This is a genomic window from Roseateles hydrophilus (assembly GCF_026712245.1).
GTDB lineage: Bacteria > Pseudomonadota > Gammaproteobacteria > Burkholderiales > Burkholderiaceae_C > Pelomonas > Pelomonas hydrophilus.
The window spans coordinates 964,524-983,719 of sequence record NZ_JAPPUY010000001.1 but is presented as its reverse complement, the minus strand read 5'-3'; the positions used below and the strand labels follow the sequence as shown (position 1 = coordinate 983,719).

The 19,196-nt window shown below is 68.6% G+C and carries 12 protein-coding genes; 8 read left to right on the top strand and 4 right to left on the bottom strand.

What is annotated here, in order from left to right; translation table 11 throughout:
* The first annotated feature begins 88 nt into the window (after nucleotides 1–88).
* Both NYO99_RS04325 and NYO99_RS04320 read left to right on the top strand, forming a co-directional pair.
* A complete protein-coding gene (locus tag NYO99_RS04325; protein WP_268165860.1) occupies nucleotides 89–697 on the top strand; it encodes a TRAP transporter small permease subunit in 609 nt (202 codons plus the stop codon).
* Entirely contained in the window at nucleotides 697–2,259 is a 1,563-nt protein-coding gene (locus NYO99_RS04320) for a TRAP transporter large permease (protein ID WP_268166462.1), read from the top strand. The genes NYO99_RS04325 and NYO99_RS04320 overlap by 1 nt, the downstream gene beginning before the upstream one ends.
* A gap of 74 nt (nucleotides 2,260–2,333) precedes the next feature.
* Here the strand turns inward: NYO99_RS04320 and malQ are convergent, their stop codons facing one another.
* From malQ to NYO99_RS04300, 4 genes are read right to left on the bottom strand one after another with little or no spacing between them, the layout of a single operon-like run.
* Complete coding sequence (gene malQ, locus NYO99_RS04315; RefSeq protein ID WP_268165859.1) at nucleotides 2,334–3,845, bottom strand: 4-alpha-glucanotransferase; 1,512 nt, start codon at nucleotides 3,843–3,845, stop codon at nucleotides 2,334–2,336.
* Nucleotides 3,842–5,917 carry a glycogen debranching protein GlgX gene (gene glgX / locus NYO99_RS04310; RefSeq protein ID WP_268165858.1) on the bottom strand — a complete coding sequence of 692 codons (2,076 nt, stop codon included), beginning with the start codon at nucleotides 5,915–5,917 and terminating at the stop codon, nucleotides 3,842–3,844. Before glgX ends, malQ begins: the two co-directional genes overlap by 4 nt.
* Nucleotides 5,918–5,937: 20 nt before the next feature.
* Nucleotides 5,938–8,115: a 1,4-alpha-glucan branching protein GlgB gene (gene glgB, locus NYO99_RS04305; protein ID WP_268165857.1), complete on the bottom strand. Its 2,178-nt coding sequence runs from the start codon at nucleotides 8,113–8,115 to the stop codon at nucleotides 5,938–5,940.
* A gap of 4 nt (nucleotides 8,116–8,119) precedes the next feature.
* On the bottom strand, nucleotides 8,120–10,576 hold the full coding sequence (locus tag NYO99_RS04300) for a glycogen/starch/alpha-glucan phosphorylase (RefSeq protein ID WP_422395477.1): 2,457 nt from the start codon (nucleotides 10,574–10,576) through the stop codon (nucleotides 8,120–8,122).
* Nucleotides 10,577–10,947: 371 nt separating this feature from the next.
* On the opposite strand from NYO99_RS04300, the gene NYO99_RS04295 reads away from it, so the two are divergent.
* The 6 genes from NYO99_RS04295 to NYO99_RS04270 all read left to right on the top strand — a co-directional run bounded on the left by NYO99_RS04295 (nucleotide 10,948) and on the right by NYO99_RS04270 (nucleotide 19,196).
* Entirely contained in the window at nucleotides 10,948–12,069 is a 1,122-nt protein-coding gene (locus NYO99_RS04295) for an ABC transporter ATP-binding protein (protein ID WP_326494817.1), read from the top strand.
* Nucleotides 12,066–13,241 (top strand): maltose/maltodextrin ABC transporter substrate-binding protein MalE, encoded by a 1,176-nt coding sequence (gene malE / locus NYO99_RS04290; RefSeq protein ID WP_268165855.1) that lies wholly within the window; start codon nucleotides 12,066–12,068, stop codon nucleotides 13,239–13,241. Before NYO99_RS04295 ends, malE begins: the two co-directional genes overlap by 4 nt.
* Nucleotides 13,238–14,827 (top strand): maltose ABC transporter permease MalF, encoded by a 1,590-nt coding sequence (gene malF / locus NYO99_RS04285; protein WP_268165854.1) that lies wholly within the window; start codon nucleotides 13,238–13,240, stop codon nucleotides 14,825–14,827. The genes malE and malF overlap by 4 nt, the downstream gene beginning before the upstream one ends.
* 13 nt (nucleotides 14,828–14,840) lie before the next feature.
* Nucleotides 14,841–15,731 carry a maltose ABC transporter permease MalG gene (gene malG / locus NYO99_RS04280; RefSeq protein WP_268165853.1) on the top strand — a complete coding sequence of 297 codons (891 nt, stop codon included), beginning with the start codon at nucleotides 14,841–14,843 and terminating at the stop codon, nucleotides 15,729–15,731.
* A gap of 187 nt (nucleotides 15,732–15,918) precedes the next feature.
* Nucleotides 15,919–18,300 (top strand): alpha-amylase family glycosyl hydrolase, encoded by a 2,382-nt coding sequence (locus NYO99_RS04275; protein WP_268165852.1) that lies wholly within the window; start codon nucleotides 15,919–15,921, stop codon nucleotides 18,298–18,300.
* The gene (locus NYO99_RS04270; RefSeq protein ID WP_268165851.1) at nucleotides 18,300–19,196 is read left to right on the top strand and encodes an aldo/keto reductase; all 897 of its coding nucleotides are present in this window, start codon (nucleotides 18,300–18,302) and stop codon (nucleotides 19,194–19,196) included. The genes NYO99_RS04275 and NYO99_RS04270 overlap by 1 nt, the downstream gene beginning before the upstream one ends.

Here is a 19,196-nt window from a genome sequence, read left to right as displayed (position 1 = left end):
GGCTTTCCCTGAACGGCGGCCGCTGTCAGCTGCCGCCTATGCAACGGTCGCTACATTGGCGGCCGTTTTGCATTTCAGCTCTTGCTCCATGAACGCCCTGCTCAGCCTGGCGCGGCGCATCGACAGCCTGAACGATCGCTTTGGCAGCCTGGCCGCCTGGGCCGTGCTGCTGTCGTGCTTCATCAGCGCCGCCAATGCCGTCGTCCGCTACACGCTGGACTACTCGTCCAACGCCTTCCTCGAAATCCAGTGGTATCTGTTTGCCACCTGCGTGATGCTGGGTGCCGCGCAGGTGCTGCGGCTCAACGAGCATGTGCGGGTGGACCTGGCCTACAGCCGCCTGAGTGGCCGGGCCAAGGTGGGCGTGGACCTGTTCGGCCTGATCGTCTTCCTGCTGCCGGTGATCGGCTACATGGCCTGGCTGTCATGGCAGCTGTTCATCGTCAAGCTCAGCACCGGCATGGCGCCGACCGACTCGGTCGCGAGCCTCGGGCTCATGGGTTACTGGGCCAAGCTGCTGACGTCGGGCGAGGTGTCCAGCAATGCCGGCGGCCTGATCCGCTGGCCGGCCGTGCTGATGCTGCCGCTGGGCTTCGGGCTGCTCGCACTGCAGGGCGTCAGCGAGGTGATCAAGCGCGTGGCCTGGCTGGCGCACAAGCTGGAACTGGACATGCACTACGAGAGGCCGCTGCAATGATGGCGATGGAGAGCTTCCCGCCGCTGATGTTCGCGGGGCTGATCCTGGTGCTGCTGATCGGCTTCCCGGTCGCGTTCTCGCTGGCCGCGCTGGGGCTGGCCTGCGGCTTCTTCGCCGTGAGCCAGGGCTGGTTCCCGCCGGAGTTCATGAGCGCGCTGCCGCAGAACGTGTTCGGCATCCTGTCCAACGACCTGCTGCTGGCCATCCCGTTCTTCACGCTGATGGGCGCACTGCTGGAGAAATGCGGCCTGGCCGAGGACATGCTCGATGCCATGGGCCAGCTGTTCGGCCCGGTGCGCGGCGGCCTGGGCTACTCGGTGATCATCGTCGGCTTCATCCTGGGCGCCATCACGGGCACGGTGGCGGGCCAGGTCATCGCGATGGCCATGATCTCGCTGCCGGTCATGATGCGCTACGGCTACAACATGCGCTACGCCACCGGCGTGCTCGCGGCCTCGGGCACGATCACGCAGCTGGTGCCGCCCTCGCTGGTGCTGGTGGTGCTGGCCGACCAGCTGGGCCGGCCGGTGGGCGACATGTACAAGGGCGCCTGGGGCCCGGCCATCCTGCAGGTGCTGATCTTTGCGCTCTACACCTTTCTGCTGAGCCGCATCAAGCCGGACCACGTGCCCGGCGTACCCAAGGAGGCCCGCACGCTGCAGGGCTGGGCGCTGTGGCGCAAGTGCCTGCGCGGCATCATCCCGTCGGCCGTGCTGATCTTCGCCGTGCTGGGCTCCATGGGCGGGCTGCCGGGCATCAACACCGCCATCTGCACGCCCACCGAAGCCGGCGCGATGGGCGCGGTGGGCGCCTTCATCCTGGCCGCCATGCACCGCCGGCTGAACTGGCCGCTGGTCAAGGAAGCCATGATCGGCACCATGCGCATCACCGCCATGGTGGTGTTCATCCTGATCGGCTCGCGCACCTTCTCGCTGGTGTTTCAGGGCGTCGAGGGCGGCCACTGGATCGAGAACCTGCTCAGCGACCTGCCCGGCGGCCAGATCGGCTTCCTGATCGCGGTCAACCTGTTCATCTTCTTCCTGGCCTTCTTCCTGGATTTCTTCGAGATCGCCTTCATCATCCTGCCCCTGCTGGCGCCGGTGGCCGAGAAGATGGGCATCGACCTCGTCTGGTTCGGCGTGATGCTGTGCGTGAACATGCAGACCAGCTTCATGCATCCGCCGTTCGGCTTCGCGCTCTTCTACCTGCGTGGCATCTCCGACACGCTATTCAAGAACGGCGCCCTGCCCCGCAAGGTGCTGTCCAAGGACATCTACCTCGGCTCCATCCCCTGGGTGGTGATGCAACTGGTACTGGTGGCCATCGTCATCTTCTTCCCGCAGACGGTGACAGCCTTCCTGGACAAGGAAAAGGCGGTGGACCTCAACCAGGCCTCCGAGCTGCTGCAGCAGATGGGCGGCCAGGACAAGCCGGCCGAGGACCTCAGCGCCGACGACGCCAGCAAGCTGTTCGCGCCCGAGGTGCCAGCGTCCGAGGCCAGCGCGCCGGCCGACGACGGCGACGCGGTGCGGCGTGCGCTGGAAGAAGCGGCGCGCAAGTAGGCGCCACCAAGCACAACGGGCGCTCCAGGCGCCCGTTGCTTGTTGCTGCCGCTCAGGTGGCGGCGATCAGGCGATCAGCTCGGCAGCTTCAGCAGCTCGAACGGCCCACGGCCGGCCGCGGCGGTGATGAGGCCCAGCACGCGGGTCGGCTCGGCGCCGATCCAGTCCCAGCGGAATCGCCAGCCCCAGTTGCCGCCCAGCACGCCGGGCACGTTCATGCGGTGGGCGCTGTCCAGCCCCAGCACGTCCTGCAGCGGGTAGACCGCCATGTTGGCCACGGAGTTGGCACAGGCACGGATCATGGCCCAGTGCACGTCGTGCTCGCCACAGGCGAGGTAGGAGCCGGCGAACGCCCGCTCGCGCGGCTTGGCCTGGTTCCACCAGCCGCGCACGGTGTCGTTGTCGTGCGTGCCGGTGTAGGCCACCGAGGTGGCGGGCCACATGTGCGGCAGGAACTCGTGATCGCCCTCGGCGCCGAAGCCGAACTGCAGGATCTTCATGCCGGGGAAGCCACAGCCGTCGCGCAGCGCGTGCACGTCGTCGGTGATGAAGCCCAGGTCCTCGGCCACGATGGGCAGCGGGCCCAGCGCCTTCCTGATGGCGTCGAACAGCGCCATGCCAGGGCCGGTCTTCCACTCGCCGCGCGTGGCGTCGGGGCTGTCGCCGGGGATCTCGTAGTAGCCGGCAAAGCCGCGGAAGTGGTCGATGCGGAACACGTCAGCCTGGGACAGCGCACGTCGAACGCGCGCCGTCCACCAGGCGTACTTCTCTTCGGCCATCTTGTCCCAGCGGTACAGCGGGTTGCCCCAGCGCTGGCCCAACGGGCCCAGGTCGTCGGGCGGGCAGCCGGCGACGACGGTGGTCTGGAAGTGCTCGTCGAGGTAGTACAGGTCGGGGCGCGACCAGCAGTCGGCGCTGTCGTGCGCGACGAAGATGGGCAGGTCGCCCATGATGTGCACGCCGCGCGCGTTGGCGTAGCTTTTGAGCGCGCCGATCTGCACATCGAACTGCCACTGGACGAACTGCCAGAAGGCGATCTCGTCGGCGTAGTCCTTGCGGGCCTGGGCCAGCGCGGCGGGGTCGCGGCGCTTCAGGCCTTCGCTCCATGTCCACCAGGGCTGGCCGTTCAGCGGCGAGCGGATGGCCATGAAGAGCACGTAGTCGTCCAGCCAGCTCTGCTGATCCAGGCACCAGGTGGCGAAGGCGATGCGGTCGGCGTCGGCCGCGTTGGCGAAGAAGCCCTGGGCCGCGGCGCGCAGCTGCTGCTCGCGCCAGGGCGTCACCTCGCCGTAGTTGATCAGCTCGCCGTCGAAAGCCGGCACGACCGGCGCGCTGAGCCAGCCCTTGGCGATCAGCGGCTCCAGCGCCACCATCCACTGGCTGCCGGCAAAGGCCGACACACCTTGGTAGGGGCTGTCGCCGGGGCCGATGGGCGTCGTCGGCAACAGTTGCCAGATGCGCTGGCCGGCGGCCTGCAGCCAGTCGACGAAACGATAGGCGTCGGGGCCGAAGTCGCCCATGCCGTGCGGGCCGGGCAGCGAGGTGATGTGCAGCAGCACACCCGAGGAGCGTTGGTTCAGGTTCATTGATGCCTCAAGACGAGGAGGGAGCGAGCCGGCACGTTCAGCGGCTGGCCAGGAAGGACGAGCGGCGCGGCGGAGTCGCCGCTGCTGTCGAGGATGAGCTGCCACGGCCCGTTGCACAGCAGGAAGGGCAGCGGCGTGGGGTCGGGGTTGAAGACGATCATCAGCCGCGGCGTGCTGGCGCCAGCCTCGCGCAGCTGGGCGCCGAAGGCGCGCTGGCCGGCGTCGTGCCAGTCGTTGGGCGTCATCTCGTGGCCACTGGGTGCGTACCAGGCGATGCTGGCCTCGCCCGGGCCGTTAGCGAACCAGCGCGGGTGGCGCAGCAGCGGCTCCTGCGCGCGCAGCGCCAGCAGTTGCGACACCAACTCGGTCAGCCAGCCGTCGGCATGGTCCCAGTTCAGCCAGGTCGTCGGGTTGTCCTGGCAGTAAGCGTTGTTGTTGCCGCCCTGGCTGTTGGCGATCTCGTCACCCGCGCACAGCATGGGCGTGCCCTGCGCCAGCAGCAGCGTGGCCAGCAGCGCGCGGCGCACGCGGTCGCGGGTGGCGTTGATGGCCGCATCATCGGTCGGCCCTTCAACGCCGAAGTTGGCGCACAGCTCACCGTCTCGGCCATCGCGGTTGTCCTCGCCGTTGGCATGGTTGTGCTTGGCGCTGAAGCTGGTCAGGTCGGCCAGCGTGAAGCCGTCGTGCACGGCGATGAAGTTGACCGAGGCCGTGGGCTGGCGCTGGCCGTGGTGGAACACATCGCTGGACGCCATGAAGCGCCGCGCGAATTCGCCGCGGCCGACGCCGGGGCCCGCCTTCAGCCAATAGCCGCGCACCGCATCGCGGAACTTGTCGTTCCACTCGAGGAAGCGGCCGGGGAAGCGGCCCACCTGGTAACCGTCGTAGGCGGCGTCCCAGGGCTCGGCGATGAGGTGCACGCCGGCCAGCACCGGGTCCTGCCGCAGCGCGGTGAAGAAGGCGGCATTCGGGTCGAAGCCGTGCGAGCTGCGCCCCAGCACGGGCGCGAGGTCGAAGCGGAAGCCGTCCACACCCATCTCGGCCACCCAGTAGCGCAGCGAGTCCAGCACGAACTGCGTCACGCGCGGGTGCGAGGCGTGCAGCGTGTTGCCGCAGCCGGTCAGGTTCTCGTAGCGGCTCCAGTCGCCGCCGACGAGCCGGTAGTAGCTCTTGTTGTCCAGTCCGCGCAGGGACAGCGTCGGGCCGAACTCGTTGCCCTCGGGCGTGTGGTTGTAGACGACGTCCAGCACCACCTCCAGCCCGGCCTCATGCAACGCAGCCACCATCTGGCGGAACTCGGCCGTCACGGCCGTGGGGTCGTGGCGATGCGCGGCCTGCGCCCAGCGCGGGTCGGGGCAGAAGAAGCCCAGCGTGTTGTAGCCCCAGTAGTTGTTCAGGCCGCGCTCGGCGAGATGAGGCTCGGCGATGCAGTACTGCACCGGCAGCAGCGACAGCGTCGTCACGCCCAGGCGCTTGAAGTGCGCGATGGACGCCGGATGCGCCAGGCCCGCGTAGGTGCCGCGCAGTTCGTCCGGCACGCCCGGCAGCAGCTTGGAGAAGCCCTTGACGTGCACCTCGTACAGCACGGCGTCGGCAGCCGCCACACGCGGGCGGCGCAGCGCGCACGGCACGGGCGGCGGCGCCACGCGGGCCTTGAGCGCCTGCGTGGCGTTGTCCCGCGTGTCGAAGGAGCGCGGGCCGTCCGGGTGGCCCAGTTCGTAGCCATGGTGCTCAGCCCGCCAGCCGAAGTGGCCGACGATCTCGCGCGCCTGCGGGTCCAGCAGCAGCTTGTGCGGGTTGAAGCGATGGCCCTGCTCCGGCGCGTAGGGGCCGTGCGCGCGCAGCCCGTAGACGAGGCCGGGGCCGACGCCGGGCAGGAAGCCATGCCACACGCCATCGTGCGGGCCGTCCAGCACATAGCGGCGCAGCTCGCGCTGGCCTTCGGCATCGAACACGCAGAGCTCGATGCGGGTGGCGTTCTCGCTGAAGACGGCGAAGTTCACGCCGCCGTCACGGGCCAGCGAGCCCAGCGGCTCGTGCCAGCCGGGTTGGAGGTCGGGCAAGTGCGCCATGCGTGACTGCTGCAAGGTGACTAGATGGGGACGAAGAAGACCGTGGCCAGCGGGGGCAGATTGATCGTGATGGACAGCCGCTTGCCATGCGCCGGCTGCGCCTGCACCGGCAAGCCGGCCGCCGCCACGCCATTGCCCATGTTGCTGCCGCCGTAGTAGGCCGAGTCGGTGTTCAGCGCTTCTTTCCAGGCCGTCACGCCATCGGGCACGCCCAGCGAGTAGCCCTCGCGCGGCACCGGCGTCATGTTGCAGACGACGAGCACCATGCGGCCCGTGCCGTCGCGCCGCACCCAGGCATAGATGGAATGCTCGGCGTCGTGCGCGCTGATCCACTCGAAGCCGCCGGCCTCGCAGTCCAGCCGGTGCAGCGCGGAGTGCTCGCGGTAGAGCTTGTTGAGATCGCGCACCAGGCGCTGCACGCCCGCGTGGCGGTCGTCCTCGAGCAGCCCCCAGGGCAGGCTCTCGGCATGGCTCCACTCGTTGCGCTGGGCAAACTCCTGCCCCATGAACAACAGCTTCTTGCCGGGGTGACCCCACATGAAGCCGTAGTAGGCGCGCAGGTTGGCGAACTTCTGCCAGTCGTCGCCCGGCATCTTGGCGAGCATGGAGCCCTTGCCGTGCACCACCTCGTCGTGCGAGATGGGCAGCATGAAGTTCTCGCTGAACGCGTAGATCAGGCCGAAGGTCATCTTGTCGTGATGCCAGCGGCGGTTGATCGGGTCCTCGGCCATGTAGCGCAAGGTGTCGTTCATCCAGCCCATGTTCCACTTGTAGTGAAAGCCCAGGCCGCCCGCGTAGGTGGGCGCCGAGACACCGGGGAAGCTGGTGCTCTCCTCGGCCACGGTGATGGCGCCTTCCACCTCGCCGACGTGTTCGTTCATCTCGCGCAGCAGCGAGATGGCTTCCAGGTTCTCGCGGCCGCCACGGATGTTGGGAATCCATTCACCGGCCGGGCGCGAGTAGTCGCGGTAGAGCATGCTGGCCACCGCGTCCACGCGCAGCCCGTCCACGCCCCAGCGCTCGATCCAGTAGGTCGCGCTGCCGATCAGGAACTCGCGCACCTCGGTGCGGGCGAAGTTGTAGATCAGCGTGTTCCAGTCGCGATGGAAGCCTTCCTTGGGGTCGGCGTATTCATAGAGCCGCGTGCCGTCGAACTCGGCCAGGCCGTGGGCATCGGCCGGGAAGTGGGCCGGCACCCAGTCCAGCAGCAGGCCCAGGCCCTGCTCATGCACGGCCTTCACAAAGCGCGCAAAGCCCTCGGGCGGGCCGAAGCGGGCGCTCGGCGCGTACATGCCCAGCGTCTGGTAGCCCCAGGAGCCGTCGAACGGGTGCTCGCTGATGGGCATGAGCTGCACATGCGTGAAGCCCAGGTCGGCCGCATAGGCCGGCAGGTGCTCGGCCAGTTCGTCCCAGGTGGGAAACTCGCCCGACACGCCGCGCCGCCACGACGCCGCATGCACCTCGTAGACGCTGATGGGCGACTCGCGCCGATTGGCGCGCTCGCGCTGGCGTGGCAGCGGCGTGGGCTCGGGCAGCGCGGCCACGATGCTGGCGGTGTCCGGCCGCAGCTGCGCGCGGCGGGCGTAGGGGTCGGCCTTCAGCGGCAGCAGCGCGCCGTTGCCGTTGACGATCTCGAACTTGTAGAGATCACCCTCGGCCGCGTGCGGCACGAAGATCTCCCACACGCCGGCCTGATGGCGCAGGCGCATGGGGTGGCGGCGGCCGTCCCAGTTGTTGAAGTTGCCGACCACGCTGACGCGCCGCGCATTCGGCGCCCAGGTCGCGAATCGCACGCCACTCACGTCGCCATGCGTGACGAGGTGGGCACCCAGGCTCAGCCAGGGGCGGACGTTGCGCCCCTCGGCAAAGGCCGCCAGCTCCTCGTCGCCGAGCTGGGGGTAGAAGTTGTAGGGGTCGGCGTAGACGCCCTCCCCGCCCCCGGCCCAGCGCACGGCCAGCCGGTAGTCGAACCGATGCTTGCGGCGCGGCACCTGGGCCTCGAAGAAGCCGCCGCGGCGCTGCGTCAGGTCGACGATGTGCTTCTTGCTGCCGGCATCCAGCAGCGCCACGTCGGACGCCCCGGGCAGCAACACCCGCACCCACAGCCGACCACTGTCATCCGCGTGAAGACCCAGCCGACTGAAAGGGTCGGCATGGCGGCCTGCCAGGAGGGTGTCGAGGTCGGCTTCGGTGAGCATCGGATCAGTTCAGAGATTTGACGGACCAGACACGGTCCACGTACTCGGCGATCGTGCGATCGGACGAGAACGGGCCCATGCCGGCGATGTTGCGCAGCGCACGCTCAGCCCAGGCGGCGCGGTCGGCAAACAGCGCATCGACCTTGGCCTGGGTGGCGACGTAGTCAGCGAAATCGGCCATCAGCAGGTAGACGTCGCGGTGCAGCAGGCTGTCCACCAGGGCGCGGTAGCGCTCGGTATCGCCGTTGCTGAACACACCCGCCGAGATGGCATCGATGACTCGCTTCAGCTGGCGATTCTCTTCGACGTACAGGCGCGGGTCGTAGCCCAGCTGCTTGATCTTGGCGACCGCATCGGCGCGCAGGCCGAACACGAACATGTTCTCCACGCCCATGGCCTCGGCCATCTCGATGTTGGCGCCGTCCCAGGTGCCGATGGTCACCGCGCCGTTCATGCCGAACTTCATGTTGCCGGTGCCCGAGGCCTCGGTGCCGGCGGTGGAGATCTGCTCCGACAGGTCGGCCGCCGGGATGATGCTTTCGGCCAGCGTGACGCTGTAGTTGGGCAGGAACACGAGCTTCAGCTTGTCGCCCACGCGCGGGTCGCTGTTGATGACGCGGGCCACGTCGTGCGCCAGGCGCACGATGCTCTTGGCCATCTGGTAGGCGGAGGCGGCCTTGCCGGCAATGATGACCGTGCGCGGCACCCAGTTCGCGTCCGGGTTGTCGCGGATCGCCTGGTAGCGGCTGATGACGTGCAGCAGGTTCAACAGCTGGCGCTTGTACTCATGGATGCGCTTGATCTGGATGTCGAACAGGCTGTCGACGTTGACCGTGATGCCGAGTTCGCGGCGGATCAGCGCGGCCAGGCGCTCCTTGTTGGCGCGCTTGACGGCCAGGAACTCCTCGCCCAGCTCGCGGTTGGCAGCCAGCGGCGCCAACTCGCCCAGCTGCGCCAGGTTCTTGCGCCAGCCATCGCCGATGCGGCTGTCCAGCAGGCGGGACAGCGCCGGGTTGGCCTGTTGCAGCCAGCGCCGCGGCGTGACGCCGTTGGTGACGTTGTGGAAGCGCTCGGGCCAGATGCGAGCGTAGTCGGCAAAGATGGTCTGCACCATCAGCTCCGAGTGCAGTGCCGCCACGCCGTTCACGCGGTGCGAGGCCACCAGCGCGAGGGATGCCATGCGCACGCGGCGCTCGCCGTGGCCGTGGCCGCCCTCATCGATGAGGGACACGCGGGCCGCCAGCGCATGGTCGCCCGGGAAGCGCTGCTGCAGCTCCTCCAGGAAGCGGTGATTGATCTCGTAAATGATCTCGAGGTGGCGCGGCAGCAGCTGCTCGAACATGCGCACCGGCCAGGTCTCCAGCGCCTCGGGCATCAGCGTGTGGTTGGTGTAGGCCACCGCCTGGCGCGTGATCTTCCAGGCCTCGTCCCAGCCCAGGCCGTGTTCGTCCAGCAGCAGGCGCATCAGTTCGGCCGGCGCCAGCGCGGGGTGCGTGTCGTTCAGGTGGATGGCGTTGGTCTTGCCGAGGTTGTGCAGCGTGCCGAACTCGCGCAGGTGGCGCGCGATCAGGTCCTGCAGCGACGCGCTGACGAGGAAGGCCTCCTGCTTCAGGCGCAGCTCGCGGCCGGCCTCGGTGGAGTCATCGGGGTACAGCACCCAGTTCAGCGCGTCGGCCAACACCTGGTGGCGCGCAGCGCGGGCGTAGTCGCCCTCGCAGAATGGCTTGAAAGCGATCGGCGCGGCCGTGGCCTGCCACTGGCGCAGCGTGGAGACGCGGTCACTGTGGTGGGCAGGCACGATGAAGTCGAAGGCCTGCGCCTCGATCTCGTCTGCCGGCAGCCAGCGGCGCACGCCGGAGGCATCGACCTCCACGCGGCCACCGAAGCCGACGTGGAAGCGCACATCGTGGCGCGGCAGCTCCCAGGCGGGCGCGTCGCGCGTCCAGTCATCGGGCTGTTCCTGCTGGCGGCCCTGCTGGATGACCTGCGCGAAGGTGCCGTAGCGGTAGCGCAGGCCGTAGCCGAAGGACGGCAGCTCCAGCTCGGCGAACGAGTCCAGGAAGCACGCCGCCAGGCGACCCAGGCCGCCGTTGCCCAGCGCGGCATCGGGCTCGCGCTCCAGCACGTCGCCCAGCGTCGTGCCCTGTGCGGCCAGCTTGGCCTGCAGCGGATCGACAAGCTTGAGCGCGGCCAGCGCGTTGGACAGCGCGCGGCCCATCAGGAATTCCATCGACAGGTAGTGCACGCGGCGCACCGGCGCCTTCTCGCCGCGCTGCGCATCCTCGGCCTGGGTGCTGGCCCAGCGGCGCGCCAGCGTCTCACGGCAGGCCACGGCCGCCGCATGCAGCGCCGCCTGCGGCGTGGGGCCATGGCTGGATTGGGACAGCTCGCGCTCGTAGGCAGTCTCGAACGCGGCATGCAGCGCCTGGTCTTCGGCGCTCAGAGGGGTCGGCTTCTTCATCGCGGGGGAGGCCTTGGTGCTGGACTTGCGCGCCACGGCGGACGCGGCGCTCTTGGTGGTTGGGGTGTTCATCAGTGCCAGCCCCCGGCGACGGGGGCAAGAATGCTACTCGACCGGCAGCGTTGACCGAAGTATCGGCCAGTCACGGCAAGTTGTGTAGTTTGACTACATCGGGAAAACCCGACAAGCATCGCAACACCTTGATTTTCCTTGTTTTATGCAGAGTTCGCAAAGGAAGTTCCTGTTGTTGCCGCCCGCCTCGGAATGTATATTGTCTACAAAGACGGCCAAACACGTGAAATTTGAGCCCGATTCTGCGAGACAAGCGGGCCCGCGCCAAGCGCCGGCGCCCGTTGATTGAAAGGTAAGAAGTGGCAGACGTTCGACTGACCGGTGTCGAGAAGGCTTATGGCGACATCCGCATCCTTCACGGCATCGACCTGGAGATCCGCGACGGCGAGTTCATGGTGTTCGTCGGGCCCTCGGGCTGTGGCAAGAGCACGCTGCTGCGCTCCATCGCCGGGCTGGAAGAGATCACCGGCGGCACGCTGAGCATCGGGGGCCGCGTCGTCAACGACGTGCCGCCTGCCGAGCGCGGCATTGCGATGGTGTTCCAGAGCTACGCGCTCTACCCGCACATGAACCTGTTCGACAACATGGCGTTCGGGTTGAAGCTGGCCAAGGTGCCCAAGGCGGAGATCGAGACCGCCGTGCGCAACGCGGCCAAGATCCTGCACATCGAGCACCTGCTGGACCGCAAGCCCAAGGATCTCTCCGGCGGTCAGCGCCAGCGCGTGGCCATCGGCCGCGCCATCGTGCGCAAGCCCGAGGTCTTCCTGTTCGACGAGCCGCTGTCCAACCTCGACGCCGCCTTGCGCGTACGCATGCGCTACGAGTTCGCCAAGCTGCACGAGGACCTCAAGACCACGATGATCTACGTGACGCACGACCAGGTGGAGGCCATGACGCTGGCCGACCGCATCGTCGTGCTGTCCGCCGGCAAGGTGGAACAGGTCGGCTCGCCGCTGGAGCTGTACGAGCACCCGCGCAACGTGTTCGTGGCGGGCTTCATCGGCAGCCCCAAGATGAACTTTGTCGCCGGTGAGCTGGTGGCCGTGGCGCCGGGCCAGGTGAGCGTGAAGCTGGCCGGCAGCGGCGTGGTGCTGCGCGCATTGGTTGATGCAGCCGACAGCCGGGTGGGTGACGCCGTGACGGTGGGCGTGCGCCCCGAGCACATCCGCCAGGGCGGGCCCGACAACCTGCTGCAAAGCACCGTGGCCTTCGTCGAGTCGCTCGGCGGCCTGACCTTCGCCTACTGCCCCTACCCGGGCCTGGAGGAGCCGCTGACCTGCCAGTTCGAGGGCCGCAACGGCGCCGACCGGCTGCGCAGCGGCCAGGCGCTGGACCTGCACCTGCCGGCCGAGGCGCTGTATGTCTTCAATGCGCAAGGCCTGGCCCTGCGCCGGCTCGCCGCACCGGAGCTCGCATCGTGAGGCTGGCCGCTGTCTGCATGGCGGCCCTGCTGGCCGCCGGGTCAGCCGTGGCGAAGTCGCCGCAGTTGCTGGTCTGGATCAACAGCGACAAGGCCTACAACGGCCTGCAGAAGGTCGGCGACGCCTTCGAGAAGGTGTCGGGCGTCAAGGTCGTCGTGGAGCATCCGGTGGACCCCACCGACAAGTTCCAGCAGGCCGCCGGTGCAGGCAAGGGGCCGGACATCTTCTGCTGGCCACACGACCGCGTCGGCGAGTGGGCCAAGGCCGGCCTGCTGACGCCGCTGCGCCCCTCCGCGCGCCTGAAGGCCGAGTCCGAGGCGCAGGCCTGGGACGCGCTCAGCTACCGCGGCCGCATCTGGGGCTACCCGCTGGCCATCGAGACGACCGGGCTCATCTACAACAAGGCGCTGGTGAAGACGCCGCCGCAGACCTGGGACGAGGTCATCGCGCTGGACCGCCAACTGCAACGCCAAGGCAAGCGCGCCATCCTGTGGCACTACAACAAGAGCTTCTTCACCTGGCCCCTGCTGGCCGGCGCGGGCGGCGAGATCTTCGGGCGCAACGCGCAGGGTGATTTCGACGCCGGCAAGGTCGGCGTCAACACCGACGGCGCCCTGCGCGCCGCGCAGGTGCTGGATCGCCTGATCCGTGACGGCCACATGCCCAAGGGCGCCAACTACGCGGAGATGGAGTCCGGCTTCGCGCGCGGCGAGGTGGCGATGATGATCTCCGGCCCCTGGGCCTGGGACAACGCGCGCCGCGCCAAGATCGACTTCGGCGTGGCCGGCATCCCGGCCGTCGTGCCCGGCCAGCCGAGCAAGAGCTTCGTCGGCGTGCTGGGCTGCATGATCGCCGCGCCCAGCAAGCACAAGGACCTGGCCAAGGAGTTCATCGAGAACCACCTGATGCGCCCCGAGGCGCTGAAGGTGCTGGACGCCGACGTGCCCATCGGCGTACCGGCCAACAAGGCCTTCTACGCCGAGCTGTCGGTCAACCCGCTGATCGCGGCCAGCATGGTCAACGCGCGCAACGGCGCGCCCATTCCCAACATCCCCGAGGTGGGCCGCTTCTGGACCGCGATGGACGCGGCACTGGAAGCCATCACCAACGGCCTGCAATCACCGAAGGACGCGCTCGACGGCGCGGCCGCCCGGATGCTGCTGAACAAATGAACGCGACCTCCTCTCCCCTCGGGCAGGGCAGCTACACGACGCTGCCGCCCAGCGTCGGCGAGCGGCTGCTCCGGGCGCTGTACTGGCCAGCCGCCGTCGTGCTGATGCTGGGTGCGCTGTACCTCGTCTTCGCCATCTACACGTCCGGCCAGGCGGCCTGGGCCACCGGGCTGCTGGTGCTGTTCACGGCCGGCTTCTACGTCTACCTCAGCCGTGGCGGCTTTGCGTGGCGCTACCTGTTCCCCGGCGTGGCCGGCATGCTGGTGTTCATCGCCTTCCCGCTGCTGTACACGGCGCAGATCGGCTTCACCAACTACTCCAGCACTCACCTGCTCGGCGAGAGCCGGGTGCGCGAATACCTGCTGGAGCAGCGCGACGCCATCGAGCCCCAGGTGCTGGGCTACAGCCTGCATGCCGAAGGCGCCGAGTTCCGCGTGGCGCTGCAAGCCGACGGCGAGGCCGCGCCGCGCTGGCTGTCGCCGCCACTGGCGCTGCGCAGCGGCAAGCCGCTGAAGGTGGCGCTGGCCCCGCCCGCCCCGGGCTTCATGCTGCAGCCGCCGCTGGCGCTGGCTGAGCTCGTGAAGCACCGCGACGCGCTGGCGCAGCTGGTGCTCGTGCTGCCCGACAAGACCGAGCTGCACTACCTGGGCCTGCGCGAGTTCGGCCCCGTCAAGCCGCAATGGACGGCGGCCGACGACGGCAGCCTGACGCGCACGGCCGACGGCGTCGTCTTCAGCCCCAACCGCGATACCGGCTTCTTCGAATCGCGCAAACCGGACGGGACGGTCGAAACCCTGCAGCCCGGCTTCAAGGCCTTCATCGGCACGGCCAACTACAGCCGCATGCTGTTCGACGCCGAGTTCCGCGGCCCCTTCCTGTCCATCTTCACGTGGACGGTGGTGTTCTCGGCGCTGACCGTGCTGTTCGCCACGGCCATCGGCATGCTGTTCGCCGTGATGCTGAACTGGGAGGGCATGAAGTACCGCACCACCTACCGCACGCTGCTGTTCCTGCCGTACGCGGTGCCGGGCTTCATCTCCATCCTCGTCTTCAAGGGCCTGTTCAACCAGAACTTCGGCGAGATCAACGCCATCCTGGACGCGCTGTTCGGCGTCAAGCCCGCCTGGTTTGCCGACCCGCTGCTGGCCAAGGCCATGCTGCTGATCGTCAACGTGTGGCTGGGCTACCCGTACATCATGATCCTGTGCTCGGGCCTGCTGAAGGCAATTCCGGCCGACCTGTACGAGGCCTCGGCGCTGGCCGGCGCAAGCCCCGCCACCAACTTCTTCAAGATCACGGCGCCACTCATCATCAAGCCGCTGGCGCCGCTGCTGGTGAGCGCGTTCGCGTTCAACTTCAACAACTTCGTGCTGATCGCGCTGCTGACCGACGGCCGGCCGGACTTCCTGTCCACCAAGCTGCCGGCGGGCCAGACCGACATCCTCGTCAGCTACACCTACCGCATCGCGTTCAAGGACTCGGGCTCCGACTTCGGTCTGGCGGCAGCGATCTCGACGCTGATCTTCTTCCTGGTGGCGGCGCTGTCGTTGATCAACCTGCGTCTGTCTGCCAAGGCGCAGAAGTAAGAAGGAACCCGACATGGCCATCGTCCTCGGCAAACAAGCCCGCTGGCGCACCTTCGCCGCCCACGCGGTGATGTGGGTGTTCATCGCCATCACCCTCTTCCCGCTGCTGGCGGTCGTCTCGATCTCGCTGCGGCCCGGCAACTTCGCCACCGGCAGCCTGATCCCGACCGAGATCAGCCTGGAGCACTGGAAGCTCGCGCTTGGCATTCCCTACCAGGCCGCCGACGGCAGCCTCGTGCAGCCGCCCTTCCCGGTGCTGACCTGGCTGTGGAACTCCATCAAGATCGCCACCGCGTCGGCCTTCCTCATCGTCGCCATCTCCACGACCGCGGCCTACGCCTTCGCGCGGCTCAAGTTCAGCTTCAGCAAGCCCGTGCTCAACGGCATGCTGCTGCTGCAGATGTTCCCGCCGGTGCTGGCGCTGGTGGCCATCTTCGCGATCTTCGAGACCATCGGCACCTACATCCCGGCACTCGGCGTCGAGACGCATGCCGGCCTGGTGCTGGCCTATCTGGGCGGCATCGCCACCCATGTGTGGACCATCAAGGGCTACTTCGAGACCATCCCGGTGGAGATCGAGGAGAACGCCAAGGTCGACGGCGCCACGCACTGGCAGGCCTTCTCGCGCGTGCTGCTGCCCATGGCCGTGCCCATCCTGATGGTGGTGTTCGTGCTGGCCTTCATCGGCACCATCATCGAGTACCCCGTGGCCAGCATCCTGCTGCGCGAGGAAAGCAACCTCACCCTCGCGGTCGGCTCCAAGTACTTCCTGCATGACCAGCGCTTCCTGTGGGGCGACTTCGCCGCTGCGGCGGTGCTCTCCGGGCTGCCGATCACGGCGGTCTTCCTGCTCGCCCAGCGCTGGATCGTCTCCGGCCTGACTGCTGGCGGCGTCAAGGGCTGAGCAGGCAGACCCCTCGCCCAGCCTCGCATCGCTGAACGCAAGCGAGCCTGGTCGGTCCCCCGAGGGGACGGCGATGCTTGCGGCATGGAGCCGCAAGCACGTCGCCAGCGCGGGCCGGCTTGGGAACGGCCCGGCGCTCGGCCCGCAAACTTCAAATGGCATGAAACCGTTCCGACGGCATCAACAAATGATGAAACTCCTCGCGCTGTGCGCAGCGCTGCTTTCGCTCGCCTCGGCGTCCCACGCCGCCGACTGCAAACCCGCGCCGCTGGGCGACGCCACGCTCTACCTGCGCGGCGGCGTGAACAACTGGGCGGCGGCGGACGAGTACGCCTTCGAGTACCGCTGCGACGCCTACTTCCTGAACCTCAAGGCCAGCGGCGTGCAGGAGTTCAAGCTCGCTGACGAGGACTGGACAGACCGCCTCACCTTTGGCGGCGACGGTCAGGGCAACCCGGCCCGGGGCGGCGCCGGCAACATCCGGCGCGAGTTCTCCGGCGAGCACACGCTGCGCCTGAGCATCGCCGCTGACGGCAGCGCGCAACTCAGCGTCGGCCCGCTCAGCTTCAAGCCCACGCCGCCCGCGCCGCTGACCGACAAGGTCGCGCTGCGCACCCGCTTCGACTCGCGCGACACCGCCTTCAAGCAGCCCTTCGGCGCCCAGCCGGCTGGCACCGACGTGAGCTTCAGCATCGGCAACGACATGCCGGGGCTGAAGGCCGCCACGCTCGTCATCGAGCGCCGCCAGATGAGCGGCAACCAGGAGCAGCTCGCCTACGAGCCGCTGGCCCGCATCCCCATGACGCCGCGCGCCCGCGGCCTGGGCACCGGCTTCAGCGCGCGCTACCGCTTCGACGCTGCCGGCGTCTACGGCTATTGGTTCGAGATCGAGAGCGCCCAGGGCAAGTACGCGCTGCAGAACAACAAGGACGCGATCTACTGGACGCGCGAGAAGGGCTCCATGGGCCCGGCCACGGTCGAGCGCCTGCCGGCCAACCTCAACCGCGTGCGCCGCTACCGCCAGACCATCCACGCGGCCGACTTCCAGGTGCCGGCCTGGGCGCGCGACGTCGTCTACTACTACGTCTTCCCCGAGCGCTTTCGCAACGGCGATGCCAGCAACGACCCACGCCCCGGCGGCGGCCGCCCGCAGGACCGCTACCAGGACCGTGACGTGGAGCGCCACGCCCGCTGGAACGAGAAGCCCTTCAAGCCCGGCACGGGCGACGGCTCCGACGCGCTGTTCAACAACGACTTCTTCGGCGGCGACCTGCAGGGCCTGATCGACAAGCTCGACTACATCAAGGCCCTGGGCGCCAACGCGCTCTACCTCACACCGGTCTTCCGCGCGCCCAGCAACCACAAGTACGACGCGGCCGACTACAAGCAGATCGACCCCGCCTTCGGCAGCAACGCCGACTTCGAGCGCCTGTGCGCCGAAGCCGCCAAGCGCGGCATCCGCGTCATCCCGGACACTTCGCTGAACCACGTCGGCGCGGACTCGCCGTACTTCAACCGGTTTGGGAATTTCCCGGCGGGCGGCGCCTTCGACAACGGCAAGATCAACCCGGCCTCGCCCTACGCCAGCTGGTTCAAGTTCAAGCCCGACGAGAAGGACCCCAACAAGCAGTTCCAGGGCTGGGTGGGCGTGAGCGACCTGCCGGAGTTGGACAAGAACGACCCGTCCTGGCGTGCCTACGCCTACCGCGACCCCGACTCGGTCACGAACTACTGGCTGGACCGTGGCGCCGCCGGCTGGCGCATGGACGTGGCGCCCTGGGTGCCCGACGACTTCTGGCGCGAATGGCGCAGCGCCGTCAAGGCCAAGAAGCCCGACGCGCTGACCGTCGCCGAGACCTGGTTCGACAGTTCCAAGTACTTCCTCGGCGACATGTTCGACAGCACGATGAACTACATCTTCCGCAACGCGGTGCTGGACTACGCCGCCGGCAAGAGCGGCAAGCTGGCGGCCGCCAACCTCGAGCTGATGCGCGAGGCCTACCCGCCGCAGGCCTTCTCGGCACTGATGAACCTGCTGTCCACGCACGACCAGCCCCGCGCGCTGCACCACTTCGGCGAAGACCGCGACCTGCCGCAGGCCAAGCGCCGGCTGCTGCTGTCGGTGTTCTTCCAGATGACCTACCCCGGCGCGCCCACCATCTACTACGGCGACGAAGTGGGCCTGGGCGGTGGCGATGACCCCTACAACCGCGCGCCCTACCCCTGGGCCGACCAAGGCGGCCAGCCTGACGAGGCGCTGCTGCGCGAGTTCAAGCGCCTGGTGGCACTGCGTCACGAGCTGCCGGTGCTGCGCCACGGCACGCTGTCGGCGCCGCTGCACGCGGATGACCACGTGCTGGTGCTGGCTCGCCAGCTCGGCCCCACCTGGGCGCTGACCGCCACCAACAACAGCCTGCAGCCGCGCACCGTGCATGTCACGCTGCCCGCGGGCCTGCCGCGCGATGCGCGCTTCACGAACGCGCTGGACGGTGGCAAGCCGTTGCAGGCGCGCCGGGGCCGGCTGACGCTGACGCTGGCGCCGCTGTCCGGCCTGGTGTTGACCCGCTGATGGAGCAGCGGCTGCTGGGCCACACCGGCCTGCGCGTGTCGGCGCTGGGCTTCGGGGCCATGCACCTGAACGACCTGCGCACCACCGAGGCCGAGGCCGCCGCGCTGCTGCACCAGGTGCTGGACCTGGGCATCACCCTCATCGACACCGCGCGCGGCTACGGCCTCAGCGAGGAGCGCATCGGCCGCCACCTCAGTGCGCGGCGCGCCGAGTTCGTGCTGTCCACCAAGGTCGGCTACGGCGTGGACGGCGTGCCCGACTGGACCTACGACTGCATCGTGCAAGGCGTCGAGCGCGCGCTGCGGCTGATGCGCACGGACTGGCTGGACATCGTCCACCTGCACTCCTGCCCACTGCCTGTGCTGCAGCAGGGCGATGTCATCCGCGCGCTGCAGGACTGCCGCGCGGCCGGCAAGCTGCGCGTGGCCGCGTACTCGGGCGACAACGACGAGGTGGACTTCGCCATCGGCAGCGGCGCCTTCGGCAGCCTGCAGACCTCGGTGAGCGTCTGCGACCAGGCCCACCTGCAGCGGCGCGCCGCGCTGGCCGACCACGCCGGCCTCGGCGTCATCGCCAAGCGCCCGCTGGCCGGCGCCGTATGGCGGCACCGCAGCCGCCCGACCGACGTTGCCGAAGGCCACTATTGGGACCGCTGGCAGGCCATGGGCTTACCGACCGGTACGCAGGCGGACGCCACCGCCACGCTGGCGGCGCAGGCGCTGCGCTTCGCCGCCTTCCACACCGGCGCGGCCAGCGTCATCGTTGGCACCGCCACGCCGCACAACCTGCGGCGCAACCTCGAGGCCGTAGCAGCCGGGCCGCTGCCAGCAGCGCAGGCACTCGCGCTGCGCGACGCTTTCACCCCGCACGCCGCTGCCTGGCCGGGCGTGATCTGA